The 16648-nt window shown below is 60.6% G+C and carries 18 protein-coding genes; 12 read left to right on the top strand and 6 right to left on the bottom strand.

Translation table 11 applies throughout. The annotated features are described in order from the left end of the window. Positions 1-19: 19 nt before the first annotated feature. Positions 20-1411: an MFS transporter gene (locus AS136_RS20370; RefSeq protein ID WP_008805235.1), complete on the top strand. Its 1392-nt coding sequence runs from the start codon at positions 20-22 to the stop codon at positions 1409-1411. Here the strand turns inward: AS136_RS20370 and pspF are convergent. After that, positions 1402-2391, bottom strand: a complete 990-nt coding sequence (gene pspF, locus AS136_RS20365; protein ID WP_162494435.1) for a phage shock protein operon transcriptional activator — start codon at positions 2389-2391, stop codon at positions 1402-1404. The two genes, AS136_RS20370 and pspF, sit on opposite strands and share 10 nt — an antisense overlap. Positions 2392-2543: 152 nt before the next feature. Between pspF and pspA the strand changes: the two genes are divergently transcribed. From pspA to AS136_RS20325, 8 genes are all read left to right on the top strand, one after another. Beyond that, positions 2544-3212 (top strand): phage shock protein PspA, encoded by a 669-nt coding sequence (gene pspA / locus AS136_RS20360; protein WP_004203910.1) that lies wholly within the window; start codon positions 2544-2546, stop codon positions 3210-3212. A 55-nt stretch (positions 3213-3267) separates the two neighbouring features. Continuing rightward, a complete protein-coding gene (gene pspB, locus AS136_RS20355; RefSeq protein WP_002901911.1) occupies positions 3268-3492 on the top strand; it encodes an envelope stress response membrane protein PspB in 225 nt (74 codons plus the stop codon). After that, positions 3492-3851 carry an envelope stress response membrane protein PspC gene (pspC, locus tag AS136_RS20350; RefSeq protein WP_004203911.1) on the top strand — a complete coding sequence of 120 codons (360 nt, stop codon included), beginning with the start codon at positions 3492-3494 and terminating at the stop codon, positions 3849-3851. Before pspB ends, pspC begins: the two co-directional genes overlap by 1 nt. 28 nt (positions 3852-3879) lie before the next feature. Beyond that, entirely contained in the window at positions 3880-4098 is a 219-nt protein-coding gene (gene pspD / locus AS136_RS20345; protein ID WP_002901915.1) for a phage shock protein PspD, read from the top strand. A 102-nt stretch (positions 4099-4200) separates the two neighbouring features. After that, complete coding sequence (locus AS136_RS20340; RefSeq protein WP_063266943.1) at positions 4201-5598, top strand: YcjX family GTP-binding protein; 1398 nt, start codon at positions 4201-4203, stop codon at positions 5596-5598. Further along, on the top strand, positions 5595-6656 hold the full coding sequence (locus AS136_RS20335; RefSeq protein ID WP_008805232.1) for a YcjF family protein: 1062 nt from the start codon (positions 5595-5597) through the stop codon (positions 6654-6656). Before AS136_RS20340 ends, AS136_RS20335 begins: the two co-directional genes overlap by 4 nt. A gap of 227 nt (positions 6657-6883) precedes the next feature. Continuing rightward, a complete protein-coding gene (gene tyrR, locus AS136_RS20330) occupies positions 6884-8425 on the top strand; it encodes a transcriptional regulator TyrR (RefSeq protein ID WP_012542019.1) in 1542 nt (513 codons plus the stop codon). Positions 8426-8525: 100 nt separating this feature from the next. Next, on the top strand, positions 8526-9578 hold the full coding sequence (locus tag AS136_RS20325; protein ID WP_008805230.1) for an AbrB family transcriptional regulator: 1053 nt from the start codon (positions 8526-8528) through the stop codon (positions 9576-9578). Between the two features lie 71 nt (positions 9579-9649). Here the strand turns inward: AS136_RS20325 and tpx are convergent, their stop codons facing one another. Further along, on the bottom strand, positions 9650-10156 hold the full coding sequence (gene tpx, locus AS136_RS20320; RefSeq protein ID WP_008805229.1) for a thiol peroxidase: 507 nt from the start codon (positions 10154-10156) through the stop codon (positions 9650-9652). 102 nt (positions 10157-10258) lie between these two features. Between tpx and ycjG the strand changes: the two genes are divergently transcribed. After that, positions 10259-11224, top strand: a complete 966-nt coding sequence (gene ycjG / locus AS136_RS20315; RefSeq protein ID WP_016160847.1) for an L-Ala-D/L-Glu epimerase — start codon at positions 10259-10261, stop codon at positions 11222-11224. Here ycjG and mpaA read toward each other — a convergent pair. After that, positions 11221-11928, bottom strand: a complete 708-nt coding sequence (mpaA, locus tag AS136_RS20310; RefSeq protein ID WP_008805227.1) for a murein tripeptide amidase MpaA — start codon at positions 11926-11928, stop codon at positions 11221-11223. The two genes, ycjG and mpaA, sit on opposite strands and share 4 nt — an antisense overlap. Positions 11929-12000: 72 nt before the next feature. Here mpaA and AS136_RS28815 point away from each other — a divergent pair, with 72 nt between their 5' ends. Further along, positions 12001-12117: a hypothetical protein gene (locus AS136_RS28815; protein ID WP_012542015.1), complete on the top strand. Its 117-nt coding sequence runs from the start codon at positions 12001-12003 to the stop codon at positions 12115-12117. After that, positions 12114-13730, top strand: coding sequence for a peptide ABC transporter substrate-binding protein (locus AS136_RS20305; protein ID WP_008805226.1), 1617 nt, complete (start codon positions 12114-12116; stop codon positions 13728-13730). The genes AS136_RS28815 and AS136_RS20305 overlap by 4 nt, the downstream gene beginning before the upstream one ends. A gap of 37 nt (positions 13731-13767) precedes the next feature. Here AS136_RS20305 and AS136_RS20300 read toward each other — a convergent pair whose 3' ends face one another. The 3 genes from AS136_RS20300 to AS136_RS20290 are packed head-to-tail and all read right to left on the bottom strand — an operon-like array spanning position 13768 to position 16646. Then, on the bottom strand, positions 13768-15174 hold the full coding sequence (locus tag AS136_RS20300) for an MmgE/PrpD family protein (protein WP_063266942.1): 1407 nt from the start codon (positions 15172-15174) through the stop codon (positions 13768-13770). Positions 15175-15180: 6 nt separating this feature from the next. Then, positions 15181-15855: an amino acid ABC transporter permease gene (locus AS136_RS20295; RefSeq protein WP_012542012.1), complete on the bottom strand. Its 675-nt coding sequence runs from the start codon at positions 15853-15855 to the stop codon at positions 15181-15183. Further along, on the bottom strand, positions 15855-16646 hold the full coding sequence (locus AS136_RS20290) for an amino acid ABC transporter ATP-binding protein (protein ID WP_063266941.1): 792 nt from the start codon (positions 16644-16646) through the stop codon (positions 15855-15857). The genes AS136_RS20295 and AS136_RS20290 overlap by 1 nt, the downstream gene beginning before the upstream one ends. Between the last annotated feature and the right edge of the window lie 2 nt (positions 16647-16648).

The raw sequence follows: 16648 nt of genomic DNA, 5'->3' as shown, positions 1-16648 counted from the left end.
GAAACAGGAGGGCCATGCGATGAGCACTGTCACCGTGAGCGACACCCCCTTTGTCGGCAGCGATCGCCTGCTGGTGGGGATTGTGCTAAGCGTTTTAACCTTCTGGCTGTTTGCCCAGTCGGTGATTAACGTGGTGCCGGCGATGAAAAGCAGTCTTGATATCTCCCTTGAAACCTTAACCCTGGCCGTCAGTCTCAGCGCGCTGTTCAGCGGCTGTTTCGTGGTTGCCAGCGGCGGCCTGGCGGACAAGTTTGGCCGGATGCGGATGACTACCCTCGGGCTGGGGCTGAGTATCGTCGGCAGCGCCATGCTGGTGGTCGCTCAGGGACCGGGGTTGTTCCTGGCCGGCCGGGTGCTGCAGGGGCTGTCGGCGGCCTGCATTATGCCGGCGACGCTGGCGCTGATTAAGACCTGGTATGAAGGGCGTGCGCGGCAGCGGGCGGTCAGCTTCTGGGTCATCGGCTCGTGGGGCGGCAGCGGTCTCTGTTCCTTCGTTGGCGGAGCCATCGCCACCGGGCTCGGCTGGCGCTGGATCTTCGTCTTCTCCATTGCCGTCGCTCTGCTGGCGCTGTTTTTGCTGCGCGGCACGCCGGAGAGCCGCAGCGCCAGCGCCAGCCAGCATAAGCTGGACGTCGGCGGTCTGCTGAGCCTGATTGCCGCGCTGGTGCTGGTGAATTTGTTTATCAGCAAGGGCCATGGCTGGGGATGGAGCAGTCCGCTGTCGTTGACCATGCTGGTCGGGGCGCTGGCGGCGGGGGCGGTATTTATCCGCAACGGCATGCGCAAAGGCGAGGCGGCGCTGATTGATTTTGCGCTGTTTCGTAACCGGGCCTACGGCGCGGCAGTGCTGTCGAACTTTCTGCTCAATGGGGCGATTGGCACCATGATGATCGCCAGCATCTGGCTGCAGCAGGGGCACCACCTGACGCCGCTGGAGAGCGGGATGATGACCCTCGGCTATCTGGTGACCGTCCTGGCGATGATCCGGGTGGGCGAGAAGCTGCTGCAGCGCTATGGCGCCCGGCTGCCGATGATGGCCGGGCCGGTGCTGACCGCCATTGCCATCGGCCTGATATCCTGCACTTTTCTCGATAAGGCGCTGTATATCGGGGTGGTGTTCGCCAGCAACGTGCTGTTTGGCCTCGGGCTGGGCTGCTACGCCACACCCTCAACGGATACGGCGGTGGCCAACGCGCCGGAGAACAAAATCGGCGTCGCCTCGGGGATCTACAAGATGGGCAGCTCGCTGGGCGGGGCGATGGGTATTGCCGTGACGGCGTCACTTTTCGCGCTGTTTTTGCCGCTGGGCATGGCCCATGCCGCCCAGTATGCCCTGTGGTTCAACGCCGTCTTATGCCTGGGGGCGATGGCGGTGAGCGCGCTGCTGCTGCCGCGCGCCTCTCACAGCTGATGTTTTTTCAGCAGCGCGCGGAGCTGGTGATAGGTTAACCCCAGCAGCTCCGCAGCCTGCTTCTGATGATACTTCGCCTGCTGCAGACTCCGCAGCAGCAGGCGTTTTTCCTGCTGGAGCTGAAAATCGCGCAAATCCAGCGGCAGAGCGGGCAGCTCGTCCCCGGACGCGGCCTCCGGCACGGAGGCCGCGGTCTGACGGAAAGGGTTAAGGATAATGGCGTCCAGCTCGTGCTCGCTGTCGCCGTGGCGATAGACCGAGCGCTCGACGACGTTCTTCAGTTCACGAATATTCCCCGGCCAGCGGTAGCCGAGCAGCGTTGCGGTGGCACGTTCGCTGAAGCCGGGAAACAGCGGCAAACCGAGCTCGCGGCACATCTGAATGGCAAACTGGTTGGCGAGCAGCATGATGTCGCTCTGCCGTTCACGTAGCGGCGGAAGCTGTACCACGTCGAAGGCCAGACGGTCGAGCAGGTCGGCGCGAAAATGGCCTTCCTCCACCATCCGCGGCAGGTCAGCGTTGGTGGCGCACACCAGCCGGACGTTGACCTGCAGCGGCTGGCTGCCGCCCACGCGCTCCAGCTCGCCATATTCAATCACTCTTAACAGCTTCTCCTGCACCAGCATCGGCGCCGTCGCCAGCTCATCAAGAAATAACGTCCCGCCGTCGGCGCGCTCGAAGCGCCCAGGATGGCGCTTGCTGGCCCCGGTGAAGGCCCCGGCTTCGTGGCCGAATAGTTCCGAATCGAGCAAATTGTCGTTCAGCGCCGCGCAGTTCAGCGAGATAAACGGTCCCTGCCAGCGGCTGGAGAGGTAGTGGAGACGGTTAGCGATAAGCTCTTTCCCGGTGCCGCGCTCGCCGATGACCAGCACCGGCTTATCCAGCGGGGCCAGCCGGGAAACCTGTTCCAGCACCTCGAGAAAGCTGTTGGCCTCGCCCAGCAGATTATCCTTGTACTGCGCCATGATGAATTTCGCCATTAAGTAGTGTGATTAACCAGGTGACTGTAGCAATGCCCTGCACAATTCGCAACCACTCTGTTTAAAATCAATAAGATAAAAAGTTGGCACGTCATTTGTATTAGCTAAGCCACAGGTGAATGCCTGAAACCAGAACTATGAGGATTGAAATTATGGGTATTTTTTCTCGTTTTGCCGACATCGTGAACGCCAACATCAACTCCCTGCTGGAGAAAGCGGAGGACCCGCAAAAGCTGGTGCGTCTGATGATCCAGGAGATGGAAGACACGCTGGTGGAAGTGCGTTCCACGTCGGCCCGCGCGCTGGCGGAAAAGAAACAGCTGACCCGTCGTATTGAGCAGGCAGTCGCCCAGCAGGCGGAATGGCAGGAAAAAGCCGAGCTGGCGCTGCGTAAAGAGAAAGAGGATCTGGCCCGGGCGGCGCTGATCGAAAAACAGAAGCTGACCGACCTGATTGCTCAGCTGGACCACGAAGTGCAGCTGGTGGATGAAACGCTGGCGCGCATGAAAAAAGAGATTGGCGAGCTGGAGAACAAACTCAGCGAAACCCGCGCCCGTCAGCAGGCGCTGGCGCTGCGCCATCAGGCGGCGAGTTCGTCCCGCGATGTGCGTCGCCAACTGGACAGCGGTAAACTGGATGAGGCGATGGCCCGCTTTGAATCCTTTGAGCGCCGCATTGATCAGATGGAAGCGGAAGCGGAGAGCCACCGCTTTGGCAAGCAGCAGACGCTGGATCAGCAGTTTGCCGAACTGAAAGCGGACGATGAAATCAGCGAGCAGCTGGCGGCGTTGAAAGCCAAAATGAATCAGTCCAACCAGTAAGTATGATTGCGCGGCGCGGCGTTGCGCCGCGGCTCACCCCCTGTAAGGAGTACACATGAGCATGCTTTTTCTCGCCATTCCGCTGACGCTGTTTGTGCTGTTTGTTCTGCCGGTCTGGCTGTGGCTGCACTACAACAATCGCGGCGCCAACGGCAGTCTGACGCAAAATGAGCAGCAACGGCTGCTGCAGTTGACCGATGACGCGAAGCGGATGCGCGAACGTATTCAGGCGCTGGAAGCGATCCTGGATGCCGAACATCCGAACTGGAGAGACAAATAATGGCCGGACTGGATCTGAATAAAAAACTGTGGCGTATCCCGCAGCGTGGGATGGTGAAGGGCGTCTGCGCGGGTATTGCTCAGCATCTTGATGTCCCGGTGAAGCTGGTGCGACTGATTACCGTGTTGGCGATGATTTTCGGCCTCTTTTTCTTTGTCCTGGTGGCCTACATCATTTTGACTTTTGCTCTGGATCCGATGCCGGACAGTGAACTGTACGGTCACAAGGCGCCGAGCAATGGCGATCTGCTGGCCGCCGTGGATGCCGAACTGGCCTCCGGTGAACAGCGCCTGCGTGAAATGGAGCGGTATGTGACCTCCGACACCTTTACGCTGCGCAGCCGCTTTCGCCAGCTGTAAATCCTGTTTTTAACGAGTGAGGCAACGCATGAATAGCAAATGGCAACGCGCCGGGCAGCAGGTGAAGCCCGGTCTGAAAATCGTCGGTAAGCTGGCGCTGCTGACCGCGCTGCGTTACGGCCCGGCGGGCGTTGCCGGCTGGGCGGTCAAATCGGTCGCGCGTCGGCCGCTGAAAATGCTGCTGGCGGTGGCGCTGGAGCCGCTGCTCAGCCGGCTGGCCAACCGCGTCACGCGCGGGATGAAATAATGCCACCGTGGGGAAGGCGCAAAAGGATTAACGTTGTCCTGCTTATCCCCGGCAGATAGCTTATGATGACGAGACATACCTTCAGGGCATAACGGACTGGCGATGAAGCGACTGAAAACTGAATTGAATGCGCTGGTCAACCGCGGGGTTGACCGGCATTTACGTCTGGCGGTGACCGGCCTGAGCCGGAGCGGTAAAACGGCGTTTATCACCGCGCTGGTCAATCAACTATTGAATATCCACACGGGCGCCCGCCTGCCGCTGCTGAGTGCCGCACGCGAAGAGCGGCTGCTCGGCGTCAAGCGCGTGCCGCAGCGGGACTTTGGCATTCCCCGATTCACCTACGACGAAGGGCTGGCCCAGCTGTACGGCCAGCCCCCCATGTGGCCAACCCCGACGCGCGGGGTGAGCGAGATCCGTCTCGCGCTGCGCTACCGTTCGAATGACTCCCTGCTGCGCCATTTTAAAGATACCTCCACGCTGTATCTGGAGATCGTCGACTATCCGGGCGAGTGGCTGCTCGACCTGCCGATGCTGGCACAGGATTATCTGAGCTGGTCACGACAGATGACCGGGCTCCTGCAGGGAGAGCGTGCGGAGTGGTCGGCCCGCTGGCGGCAGCTGTGCGCCGGGCTGGATCCGCTGGCCCCTGCCGATGAGGCCCGTCTGGCAGATATCGCTGCCGCCTGGACGGACTATCTGCACGCCTGTAAGCGCGAAGGGTTGCACTTTATCCAGCCCGGGCGCTTTGTCCTGCCCGGTGAAATGGCGGGCGCGCCGGCGCTGCAGTTTTTCCCGTGGCCCGACGTCGACGCCATCGGCGAAGCCAAGCTGGCGCAGGCCGATAAACACAGCAACGCCGGCATGCTGCGCGAACGCTACAAATACTATTGCGAAAGGGTGGTGAAGGGGTTCTACAAAGAGCACTTCCTGCGCTTCGACCGGCAGATTGTGCTGGTGGACTGTCTGCAGCCGCTCAACAGCGGGCCGCAGGCTTTTAACGATATGCGTCTGGCATTGACCCAGCTGATGCAAAGTTTCCATTACGGGCAGCGCACCTTGTTTCGCCGGTTGTTTTCGCCGGTTATCGACAAGCTGCTGTTTGCCGCCACCAAAGCTGACCACGTCACGGTCGATCAGCACAGCAATATGGTGTCGCTCCTGCAGCAACTGATTCAGGACGCGTGGCAGAACGCCGCCTTTGAGGGGATCAGTATGGATTGCCTGGGGCTGGCGTCCATTCAGGCGACCCAGAGCGGGCTGATTGAGGTGAATGGCGAGAAAATTCCCGCCCTGCGTGGCGATCGGCTGAGCGATGGCCAGCCGTTGACCATCTATCCCGGCGAGGTGCCGGCGCGTCTGCCGGGCCAGGCCTTCTGGCAGCAGCAGGGATTTCAGTTTGAAAACTTTCGTCCGCAGGTCATGGATGTCGATCGGCCTTTGCCGCACATTCGCCTCGACGCGGCGCTGGAATTTTTGATTGGAGATAAACTGCGATGAGCGAACCGTTAAAACCGCGGATTGATTTTGATGGTCCGCTGCAAGCGGAAAAAATTCCGCCGCTGAAAAGCGCCCGCGCCTTCGACACCCTGGAGGCGGACAACTTCGCGCCAGCGCGGCTGGTGACCGGCGAAGAGGAAGAGGGAGCGGCGGAAGCGGTGGTGGAGTCGGTCCTGCGACCCAAACGCAGCCTGTGGCGGCGGATGGTCAGCGCCGGACTGGCGATCTTCGGCGTCAGCGTCGTGGCGCAAGGCGTACAGTGGACGGCCAACGCCTGGCAGACCCAGGACTGGATTGCGCTGGGTGGCTGCGTCGCCGGGGCGCTGATTGTCGGGGCCGGCGTCGGATCGGTGGCCACCGAGTGGCGCCGTCTGTGGCGACTGCGCCAGCGCGCCCACGAACGCGATGAAGCGCGCGATATGCTGCACAGTCACGCGGTCGGTAAAGCGAAAGCCTTTTGTGAAAAGCTGGCGCAGCAGGCGGGTCTGGATCAGTCGCATCCGGCGCTGCAGCGCTGGTATGCCGCGATCCACGAAACGCAAAGCGATCGTGAAGTGGTGAGCCTTTATGCGCAGCTGGTGCAGCCGGTGCTGGATGCCCAGGCGCGGCGGGAAATCAGCCGTTCGGCGGCGGAGTCGACGCTGATGATTGCCGTCAGCCCGCTGGCGCTGGTGGATATGGCGTTTATCGCCTGGCGTAACCTGCGGCTGATCAACCGAATTGCCACGTTGTACGGCATTGAGCTCGGGTATTACAGCCGTCTGCGACTGTTTCGCCTGGTGTTGCTGAATATCGCTTTCGCTGGCGCCAGCGAACTGGTGCGCGAGGTGGGGATGGACTGGATGTCGCAGGATCTGGCGGCCCGGCTGTCGGCGCGCGCCGCACAGGGCATCGGTGCCGGACTGCTGACCGCCCGCCTCGGGATCAAGGCGATGGAGCTGTGCCGCCCGCTACCGTGGATTGCCGATGATAAACCGCGGCTCGGCGATTTTCGTCGCGAGCTGATTGGGCAGCTGAAAGAGACCCTGCAGAAAAGCAAAACCAGTCCGGAGAAGTAACCTCCGCTCAGAGACATTGCCGGGCGGCGGCTTCGCCTTGCCCGGCCTACCGGGCAGGTTGGATCCCGGCTCGCCCAGGCGTTCATTTAACCACTGACCGCCTGACTTTACGGCACAACGCCCATTTTTCCGCCATGCTGTCAATAATTGTTGACAGTTAGCTTCCCGAAAACTCATTCCTGTCCTATTATTCTCCCGTCATTGGCACTTTTAGGGTGAACACTCCCATGCGTCTTGAAGTCTTTTGTGAAGACCGTCTCGGTCTGACTCGTGAATTGCTCGATTTGCTGGTGCTGCGCGGCATTGATCTACGTGGTATCGATATTGACCCTATAGGCCGAATTTACCTCAATTTTGCCGAACTGGAGTTCGCCACGTTCAGCAGCCTGATGGCAGAGATCCGCCGTATCGCCGGCGTGACAGACGTGCGCACCGTGCCGTGGATGCCGTCTGAGCGTGAACACCTGGCGCTCAGCGCGCTGCTGGTGGCGATGCCGGAGCCGGTGCTGTCGCTGGATACCAAAGGCAGGGTGGAACTGGCCAACCCCGCCAGCTGCCTGCTGTTTGGCCAAAGCCAGGCGAAGCTGCGCAACCATCCGGTGGCCCAGTTGATCGCCGATTTTAACGTTCAGCGCTGGCTGGAGAGCAGCCCGCAGGAGACGCATGCGGAGCATGTGGTGGTGAATGGACAGAACTATCTGCTGGAAGTGACCCCGGTCTATCTGGAAGGGGAGCATAACGAACGGGTGCTGACCGGCGCCGTAGCGATGCTGCGCTCAACCGTGCGCATGGGACGCCAGCTGCAGACCATGACCAGCCAGGACACCAGCGCCTTCAGCCAGATCCTCGCGGTGGGGCCGAAAATGCGCCACGTGGTGGAGCAAGCGCGCAAGCTGGCGATGCTCAGCGCGCCGCTGCTGATTGTCGGCGACACAGGTACCGGCAAAGATCTGCTGGCCCATGCCTGCCATCTGGCCAGCCCGCGGGCGGGCAAACCTTATCTGGCGCTCAACTGCGGCTCCATTCCCGAGGACGCGGTCGAGAGCGAGCTGTTTGGCGACGCGCTGCAGGGTAAGAAGGGCTTCTTCGAGCAGGCCAACGGCGGCTCGGTGCTGCTGGATGAAATTGGCGAGATGTCGCCGCGCATGCAGACCAAGCTGCTGCGCTTCCTCAACGACGGCACCTTCCGCCGCGTTGGCGAGGATCATGAAGTGCACGTCGATGTGCGGGTGATCTGCGCGACGCAGAAAAACCTGGTCGAACTGGTGCAGAAAGGGCTGTTCCGCGAAGATCTCTACTATCGCCTCAACGTCCTGACGCTGTATCTGCCGCCGCTGCGCGACTGCCCGCAGGACATTATGCCGCTGACGGAGCTGTTCGTGGCCCGCTTTGCTGATGAGCAGGGCGTCCCGCGGCCGAAGCTCTCCGCCGATCTCAGTACGGTGCTCACCCGCTACAGCTGGCCCGGCAACGTTCGCCAGTTGAAGAATGCTGTCTATCGCGCGCTGACCCAACTGGAGGGATTTGAGCTGCGTCCACAGGACATTCTGCTGCCGGACCATGACGTCGCGTCGCTGCCGGTGGGCGAGGAGGCGATGGAAGGGTCGCTGGACGACATCACCCGGCGCTTTGAGCGCTCGGTGCTGACCCAGCTCTATCGCAGCTACCCCAGCACCCGTAAGCTGGCGAAGCGGCTGGGGGTGTCGCATACCGCCATCGCCAATAAACTGCGTGAATATGGTCTGAGTCAGAAAAAGGGCGACGAATAATCCCGCCAGGCCGGCGACCCACGTCGCCGGCATTCGGCCTGCAAAGCGGGCCAAACCTGTATATACTGGTTTTTTAATCCTTTTTCCGGGGTGGTGCATCTTGGCGTCGCGTCGCGCGATCGGGCACTGGCTGACATTGCTGCTGCTCTCTGTTCTCTTTTCCTCGCTGCTGTTACGCCTTCATTTGCCGGCAGCGCTACTGCTGGGGCCGCTGATCGCCGGTCTCATTTTGAGCCTGCGCGGGGTGAAGCTGAGCATCCCTCGTCCCTGTTATCTGGCGGCGCAGGCCATCGTCGGCTGCATGATCGCCCGGGCGATTAATCCCTCTGTTTTTGGCGTGCTGTTCAACAACTGGGCGCTGGTGCTGGCGATCCTGTTGACCACCCTGGCGATTAGCGGCCTCACCGGCTGGTTGCTGGTTCGCTACAGCGCGCTGCCGGGCGCCACCGGCGCCTGGGGAAGCTCTCCCGGCGGCGCGTCGGCAATGGTGGTGATGGCCCAGGAGTACGGGGCCGATGTGCGGCTGGTGGCGCTGATGCAGTATCTGCGGGTGCTGTTTGTCGTCGGCGCGGCGGCGCTGGTGGTGCGCTATGCGTTGGGCAATGAAGCGCAGGAAATGACTCAGGATATTGTCTGGTTTCCATCGTTGACCCTGAATTTCCCTTTCACGCTGCTGCTGACGGCGCTAGCCTGTTGGCTGGGCATGCGGCTGCGCATCCCCTCCGGGGCCATGCTGTTGCCGATGCTGCTCGGCGCGCTGGTCCAGGGCAGCGGCTGGATGATGCTGGAGCTGCCGGAGTGGCTGCTGGCGATGGCCTATGCGGTGCTGGGCTGGACGGTGGGGCTGCAGTTTAATAAAGCCATTTTTCTGCTGGCGCTGAAGACGCTGCCGCAGATTATCGCCTCTATTCTTGGGCTGATCCTGATGTGCGCCCTGATGGCCCTTGCCCTGACCCACATTCTGCAGATGGACTTTATGACCGCCTATCTGGCCACCAGCCCTGGCGGCCTGGACACGGTGGCGATTATCGCCGCCGGCACCCGGGCGGATATGTCGTTCATTATGGCGCTACAGACGTTGCGGCTGTTTACCATTTTACTGACCGGCCCGGCGATGGCGCGGGCTATCTCCCGCTATGCGCCACGGCAATAAAAAAGCCCCCGCAGAGCGGGGGCTGAGTACATAGATTGTCCGCGGGCGTGATGCGCCCGGGCACGCTGTTATCAGGCTTTCAGGGCGGCCAGCGCGGCGTCGTAGTCCGGCTCTTCGGTGATTTCATTCACCAGCTGGCTGTAGACGACCTGATCATTTTCATCGATAACGACCACGGCGCGAGCGGCCAGGCCAGCCAGCGGACCGGCGGCGATGGCGACACCGTAGTCAGCGAGGAACGACGCACCGCGCAGCGTGGAAAGGGTCACCACGTTGCTCAGGCCTTCCGCGCCGCAGAAGCGGGACTGGGCGAACGGCAGGTCAGCGGAAATGCACAGCACCACAGTGTTGTCCAGTTCAGCGGCCAGCTGGTTGAATTTACGCACTGATGCGGCACACACGCCGGTATCAATGCTCGGGAAAATATTCAGTACTTTACGTTTGCCGGCGTACTGGCTCAGCGCGACGTCAGAGAGATCTTTGGCGACCAGCGTAAACGGCTGCGCTTTAGCGCCTGCCTGCGGAATGGTGCCCTGAACAGAAACGGGGTTGCCCTGGAAATGCACGGTTTGTGACATGGTTATCTTCCTGTTTACATATAGTTAACGTCACGAGTAGTGTATGACATCCGCCAGCTACACGGCAAACCCTATTTAACATTGACCAGAGAGGACAAGGGAATGCGCAACGTGCGAGTGTATGAGGAAGCCTGGCCGCTACATACCCCTTTTGTGATCGCCCGCGGCAGCCGCAGCGAGGCAAAAGTGGTAGTGGTGGAACTGGAGGAGGACGGTGTGAAAGGGGTGGGCGAATGCACGCCTTATCCCCGCTATGGCGAGAGCATCGCTTCGGTCATGGCCCAGGTGATGGCGATCGGCGAGCAGCTGGAAGCGGGCCTCACCCGCGAACAGCTGCAGCGGCTGCTGCCGGCAGGCGCCGCGCGCAATGCCGTTGACTGCGCGCTGTGGGATCTGCAGGCGCGGCGCGAAGGCAAAACCTTGTCCCAGTTGCTGGGCGTGGCGTTGCCCAACCGGGTGATCACCGCCCAAACGGTGGTCATTGGTACGGCGGATCAGATGGCGGCCAGCGCCGCGGCGCTGTGGCAGAAAGGTGCCCAGCTGTTGAAAGTGAAGCTTGACGACCGGCTGATCAGCGAGCGGTTAATCGCTATCCGTCAGGCGGCGCCGGAGGCTACGCTGATTGTCGACGCCAATGAATCCTGGCACAGCGAGGGGCTGGCGGCGCGCTGTCAGCTGCTGGCGGACCTCGGCGTGGCGATGCTCGAGCAGCCGCTCCCGGCTGACGCCGATGCGGCGCTGGAAAACTTCGTTCATCCGTTACCGATTTGCGCCGACGAGAGCTGCCATACCCGGGAGAGCCTGCCGCGGCTGCGCGGGCGCTATGAGATGGTCAATATCAAACTGGATAAAACGGGCGGTCTGACCGAAGCGCTGGCTCTGGCCGGAGAGGCGGAACGGCAGGGGTATGCGCGGATGCTGGGCTGTATGCTCTGCACCTCGCGCGGGATCGCCGCCGCGCTCCCGCTGGCGCCGCTGGCGCGCTTCGCTGACCTCGACGGCCCGACATGGCTGGCGGTGGACGTTGAGCCGGCGCTGCGGTTCAGCACCGGCGTGCTTCATCTTTAAGCCTGCCAGCGCAGCAGATCGGTCATCGCCGGCAGGTAACGCTCCGTTGCCTCGTCGGCGGAGACCGGTGGGAACTCGGCGGTGATGCAGGGGAGCCCGATATCCGCGCACCAGCTGCCAAAGGAGCCCGGCGTGTCGTAGCCCACGCTGCCCACCAGCGGCAGGGAGAAGGCGTCGGCCAGCCAGTGCCCCAGCGGGCTGTGGCCCGGGTCTTCGATACAGGCCAGCGGATCGTGAAAGGAGACCACCCACGCCGGATGGATCTGGTGGATCAACTGACACAGGGCCTGGGTCTCCCGCTCCGAACCTGGCTGCTCGCCGGTCAACAGCACCACGTCGCGTTCCTCTGCCGCGCTGTTCCAGCGATAAACCGTTTCCCCTTGTTTCCAGTTAGCGGCCGGAAAGTTACGGTTGAGGTCAACGCCGCGGGCATTGGCACGCAGCCCGAGCTGACAGCCGTCAGGGTTGACCGTTAGCACCACGTGGTGACGGCGCAGCTCGGGTTTCAGGGTGCGCAGGGCGCAGGAGAGGGTCACAATCGACGAATTTTCATCACCGTGGGTGCCGGCAATAATCAGGCCGCTACGGCTGTCGGCCTGCGGCGCAGGAAACCACAGCAGCGGCGCGCCCAGTTCCGAGCTGCCGTACTGCCGGGTTCCCGGCGGAAAGTCGCCGCGCTGCGGACGAGGACGTGAAATAGACATAGGGCTTCCTGTGTGTCGTTATTATTCAGTGTTGGCGAAAAGCGTGTCGGGATCAAACCCATTCCCTGAGGCGTGAAATCCGACGACACATCAATTTTCTATCATATGTCGTTTGCAATTTCAGGTGATGAAACAAATAATTATCGCTCTGTTGGCGGTATTTTTTTCATTTTAAAGGGGATCTTATGAAGTATCCTGTCGCTTTGACATGCGGCGCGCTGTGGTTAGCCAGCGTATCTTCTTTAGCCTGGGCGGCGGACGTACCGCCGGGCACGGTACTGGCGGAAAAACAGCTGTTAGTACGCCATATCAAAGATGAACCCGCCTCGTTAGATCCCGCCAAAGCGGTGGGCCTGCCGGAAATCCAGGTGATCCGCGATCTGTTTGAAGGTTTAGTCAATCAGGATGCGAAAGGCAACCTGGTTCCAGGCGTGGCGACCCGCTGGCAGAGCAACGATAACCGTGTCTGGACCTTTACCCTGCGCGATGACGCGCGCTGGTCCGACGGCACGCCGGTTACCGCCGCGGATTTCGTCTATAGCTGGCAGCGTCTGGTGGATCCGAAAACCACTTCGCCGTTCGCCTGGTTCGCGGCGCTGGCGGGGATCGCCAACGCGCAGAACATTATCGACGGCAAAGCCGCGCCGGAGACCCTGGGGGTTACCGCCGTCGATGCCCACACTCTGCGGGTGCAGCTGGATAAACCACTGCCGTGGTTCAGCAACCTGACCGCCAGCTTTGCCTTCTACCCGGTACAGAAGGCGAATGTCGACAGCGGCGCGAACTGGACGCGGCCCGGCAGCCTGGTGGGCAACGGCGCCTATGTTCTGAAAGATCGCGTGGTCAATGAAAAGCTGGTGGTGGTGCCGAACACGCACTACTGGGATAACGCCAAAACGGTGATCCAGCAGGTCACCTTTGTGCCGATCAACCAGGAGTCCGCCGCCACCAAGCGCTATCTCGCTGGCGATATCGATATCACCGAATCTTTCCCGAAAAATATGTATCAGAAGCTACTGAAGGATATTCCGGGGCAGGTATATACCCCGCCGCAGCTGGGTACCTACTATTACGCTTTCAATACCCAAAAGGGGCCGACGGCGGACGAGCGGGTGCGACTGGCGCTGAGCATGACCATCGATCGCCGGGTGATGGCGGAGAAAGTACTGGGAACCGGGGAAAAACCGGCCTGGCGTTTCACGCCGGACGTGACGGCGGGCTTCACCCCCCAGCCGTCGCAGTTTGAGAGTATGAGTCAGGCCGAACTTAATGCCCAGGCGAAAGCCCTGCTGGCTGCCGCCGGCTATGGCCCGAATCGTCCGCTGAAGCTGACGCTGCTGTATAACACCTCCGAGAATCACCAGAAGATTGCCATCGCGGTGGCGTCGATGTGGAAGAAAAACCTCGGTGTGGAAGTGAAGTTGCAAAACCAGGAGTGGAAAACCTATATCGACAGCCGTAACACCGGCAATTTCGACGTGATCCGCGCTTCGTGGGTAGGGGACTACAACGAGCCGTCCACCTTCCTGTCGCTGCTGACCTCCACCCACAGCGGAAATATCTCGCGCTTTAACGATCCGGCGTACGACAAAATCCTCGCCCAGGCGGCGGTGGAGAATTCGGCCAAAGCGCGTAACGACGATTACAACGCGGCGGAGAAGATCATTATGGTCAAAGCGCCGATTGCGCCGATCTACCAGTACACTAACGGCCGGCTGATTAAGCCGTGGCTGAAAGGCTACCCGATCACCAACCCGGAAGATGTGGCCTACAGTCGTACCATGTATATCGTGAAGCACTAACCGGTCGTGGTTGCCTGACAATGTCAGGCAACCCTTGCTACGCCGGTAGCGAAAAGCCCATCAGGTCTGCCGAAGAGGAGTAATACCGAGCCGTTTCCTCCTCCATCACGCTCGTAAGCAGTTCGTTAACCTTTATCTTATGTCCGGGCAAATTTCGCCGCGCCTTGGCAATAATTTCCCCATCGCTAAGCGGGCGTTCGGCGCTGCCCAGGGGTTTGTAGCGTTCCTGCACTGCACATTCGCCACGGCTGTTTGTGACCACAACGCGCGCGCCAGGCTGGCGTGCCGGACCGTTCATCCGTTGTGTAAATTCAGGTGTGACAGTGGCCGTGACTTTATCCGCCAGCGCCAGCAAGGCTGGGTTTTGCATATTGTCTTCAGTATACCAGTCGGCACCCGGTGGCAGGCCAGCGGCGATCGCTGCCAGCGTCCACGGCAGGCTGAACTGCGCGTCGGTCACCGTTTGCGGCCGATAGTCCATCATATCATTGACCAGGCGGGGGAAGCTTTGTACCTCAATGGTGCGGAGATCCGCAACAGACCAGCCGGTCTGCTGCATGATGCCCTCCATGCATTCCAGCGCGCAGGCCAGCCAGCGGCAGGCGGGATATCGCTTAAAGCTACCGTAGCCAGCGTACCAGTGACTGCCGAGCTCATCGGTCAACCTGTCTGGCGCGAACTGGTCGGAGCCAATCATCCGCCAGAAACCCTGTTCGCCATCGAGTACATCAAGGCTGCCGCTGAGGCCTTGCTGCGCCATGATCACCGCCTGCACGGCGGCTTGCGCGGCGGGCGCCACGGCATCTTTGAGCGACAACAGCGGCCGTTGTCGCCAGTTATACTGGTGCAGGCTGGGGAGCGGTGTTAACGCGGCGGCCAGGCCCACCGCGTGATGTAATTGCTCAGGGTTTAACCCCAACAACCGACCGGCCACCACGGCTGCGCCGATGGATTGATGCTGCGCCACGCCGTAGACCTGGCTGAAGCGTTCTGCCGAAGGCTGGATGGCGTGGATGAGCCGGTTATTCACCTCGAAACCGGCCGCCAGGGTGGTAATCAGCACGTCCTGAGCTACCGGCTCAGGATTGAGGTCAAGCGCAACCATCGCGGCGGCAACCAGTGTGGCCCCCGGATGGCCGAGCCCTTTGCCGTCGATCTCCACACCGTCATCGTGATCCAGGCCGTTTATCATGGCGGCGTTCGCGAACGCGGCCGCAAATGGGCTGAAACCGGACTCACCGAAGACGCTACAGTGACCGTTTCCGCCAAATAGCCGGGAGGCGCGTATCATCGGTTCGCTGACCCGGTGGCCACTGGCCGCCCAACCGCAGGCGAGGGCATCCAGTAAATGCAGTCGAATTTTGCGCCGAACGGGAGCCGGGATAGCTGGCGCAGATAAGGTACTGGCAAAATTGACCAGCTGGCGTGTTGCGGAAATAGTCATGGTTACTCAACGTTTGAAGTAGCGGCTGCGGATCCGGCGCTCGGCATAGCTTGCCAGCAGTGACAGCGGAAGAATGGTGGCGACGAAAAACAGCGCCACAAAAGTCAGTGTCTCCAGAGGGCGGAAGGTGGCGGTACTCAGCCGTTGCCCTTGATAGAGGATCTCACCCGTTGCGATATAACTCGCCAGCACGGAATTCTTAACCGACATCACGCACTGGCTGACAAACGCCGGTAAAATTCGCAAAAAGGCTACCGGCGCGGTAATGCGAACTAATACTTTCAGCGGTGACATCCCCACCGACAGGCCCGCTTCGACCAGACCATGATCGACCGATTGCATACCAGAACGAAATATTTCAGCGAAAAATACGCTGCCATATAACGAGATGGCGAGGACACAGGTCAGATACGAGGAGAGGGTCAGGCCGAACAAAATGGGCAGACAGTAGTAGGCCCAGACAATCAGCACCAGAGGGGGGATTGAACGCACAATCTCAATCAACCCCTGGGTGGGTAAGCGGATGACCGCCCTGGACGCGCCGCGCAACGGGGCCAGCAGCGCTCCGCCAAGAATGCTTAACGTGACTGAGGCCAGCACAATTTTAAAGGTGGTCAATATCCCTTCCAGCAAAACCGCGTGATATTGCCACAGTATTGAGAAATCCCAGTGATAAGACATTAGCGCAGCTCCTCTGCCGTTACGCCGGACAGCGTCATAAAGCGTCGGATAGGGGCATCGGGCGGCCGTGACCAGATCTCCTGAGGGGATGCTTCTTCCACCAGTTTGCCATTATCCATCAACAGCAGCCGACTACATACCTGCAGGGCAAAACGCATTTCATGGGTAACCACCAGCATGGTGGTGCCGCTGGCCGCCAGTTCGGAAATAACGGACAACACCTCCCCGACAGATTCCGGATCGAGTGCGGAAGTCGGTTCGTCAAACAGGATCACTTGCGGCGCCATGGCCAGGGCGCGGGCGATAGATACCCGCTGCTGCTGACCGCCTGAAAGTTGAACCGGGAAGTCTCCGGCTTTTTCTTGCAGGCCCATACGCGTGAGCAGCGCCATGGCTTTTTCGATGGCTTTTTTACGCGGCACGCCCAGGACCTGTACCGGACCTTCAATAATATTCTGCAATACACTGCGGTGTGGCCACAGATTAAAGTGCTGGAATACCATTGTCATTGAGGCACGCTGGCGCGCTAATGTGCGCTTTGTGACCTGTTTTCTCTGCGCGCCGTGAAAGCCTATTTCTTCCTCACCCAGCCAGATATGCCCACTATCCGGGACTTCAAGCATGTTCAGGCAACGCAGCAGGGTGGATTTACCCGCGCCGCTGCGGCCAATGATGCCAATCACCTCCGAGGGACGAACCGCGAAGGAAACATCATCTATAATTTTATTACCTGAAAATGATTTGCTAAGCGCTTCAATTTTCAGTAACGGTAATAATGATTGTGGGTTCATCA

The organism is Klebsiella sp. D5A (assembly GCF_001620885.1).
Classification (GTDB): Bacteria; Pseudomonadota; Gammaproteobacteria; order Enterobacterales; family Enterobacteriaceae; genus Klebsiella; species Klebsiella variicola.
The sequence above is the reverse complement of the archived record's forward strand: the minus strand, read 5'-3'. Positions and strand labels throughout refer to the sequence as shown.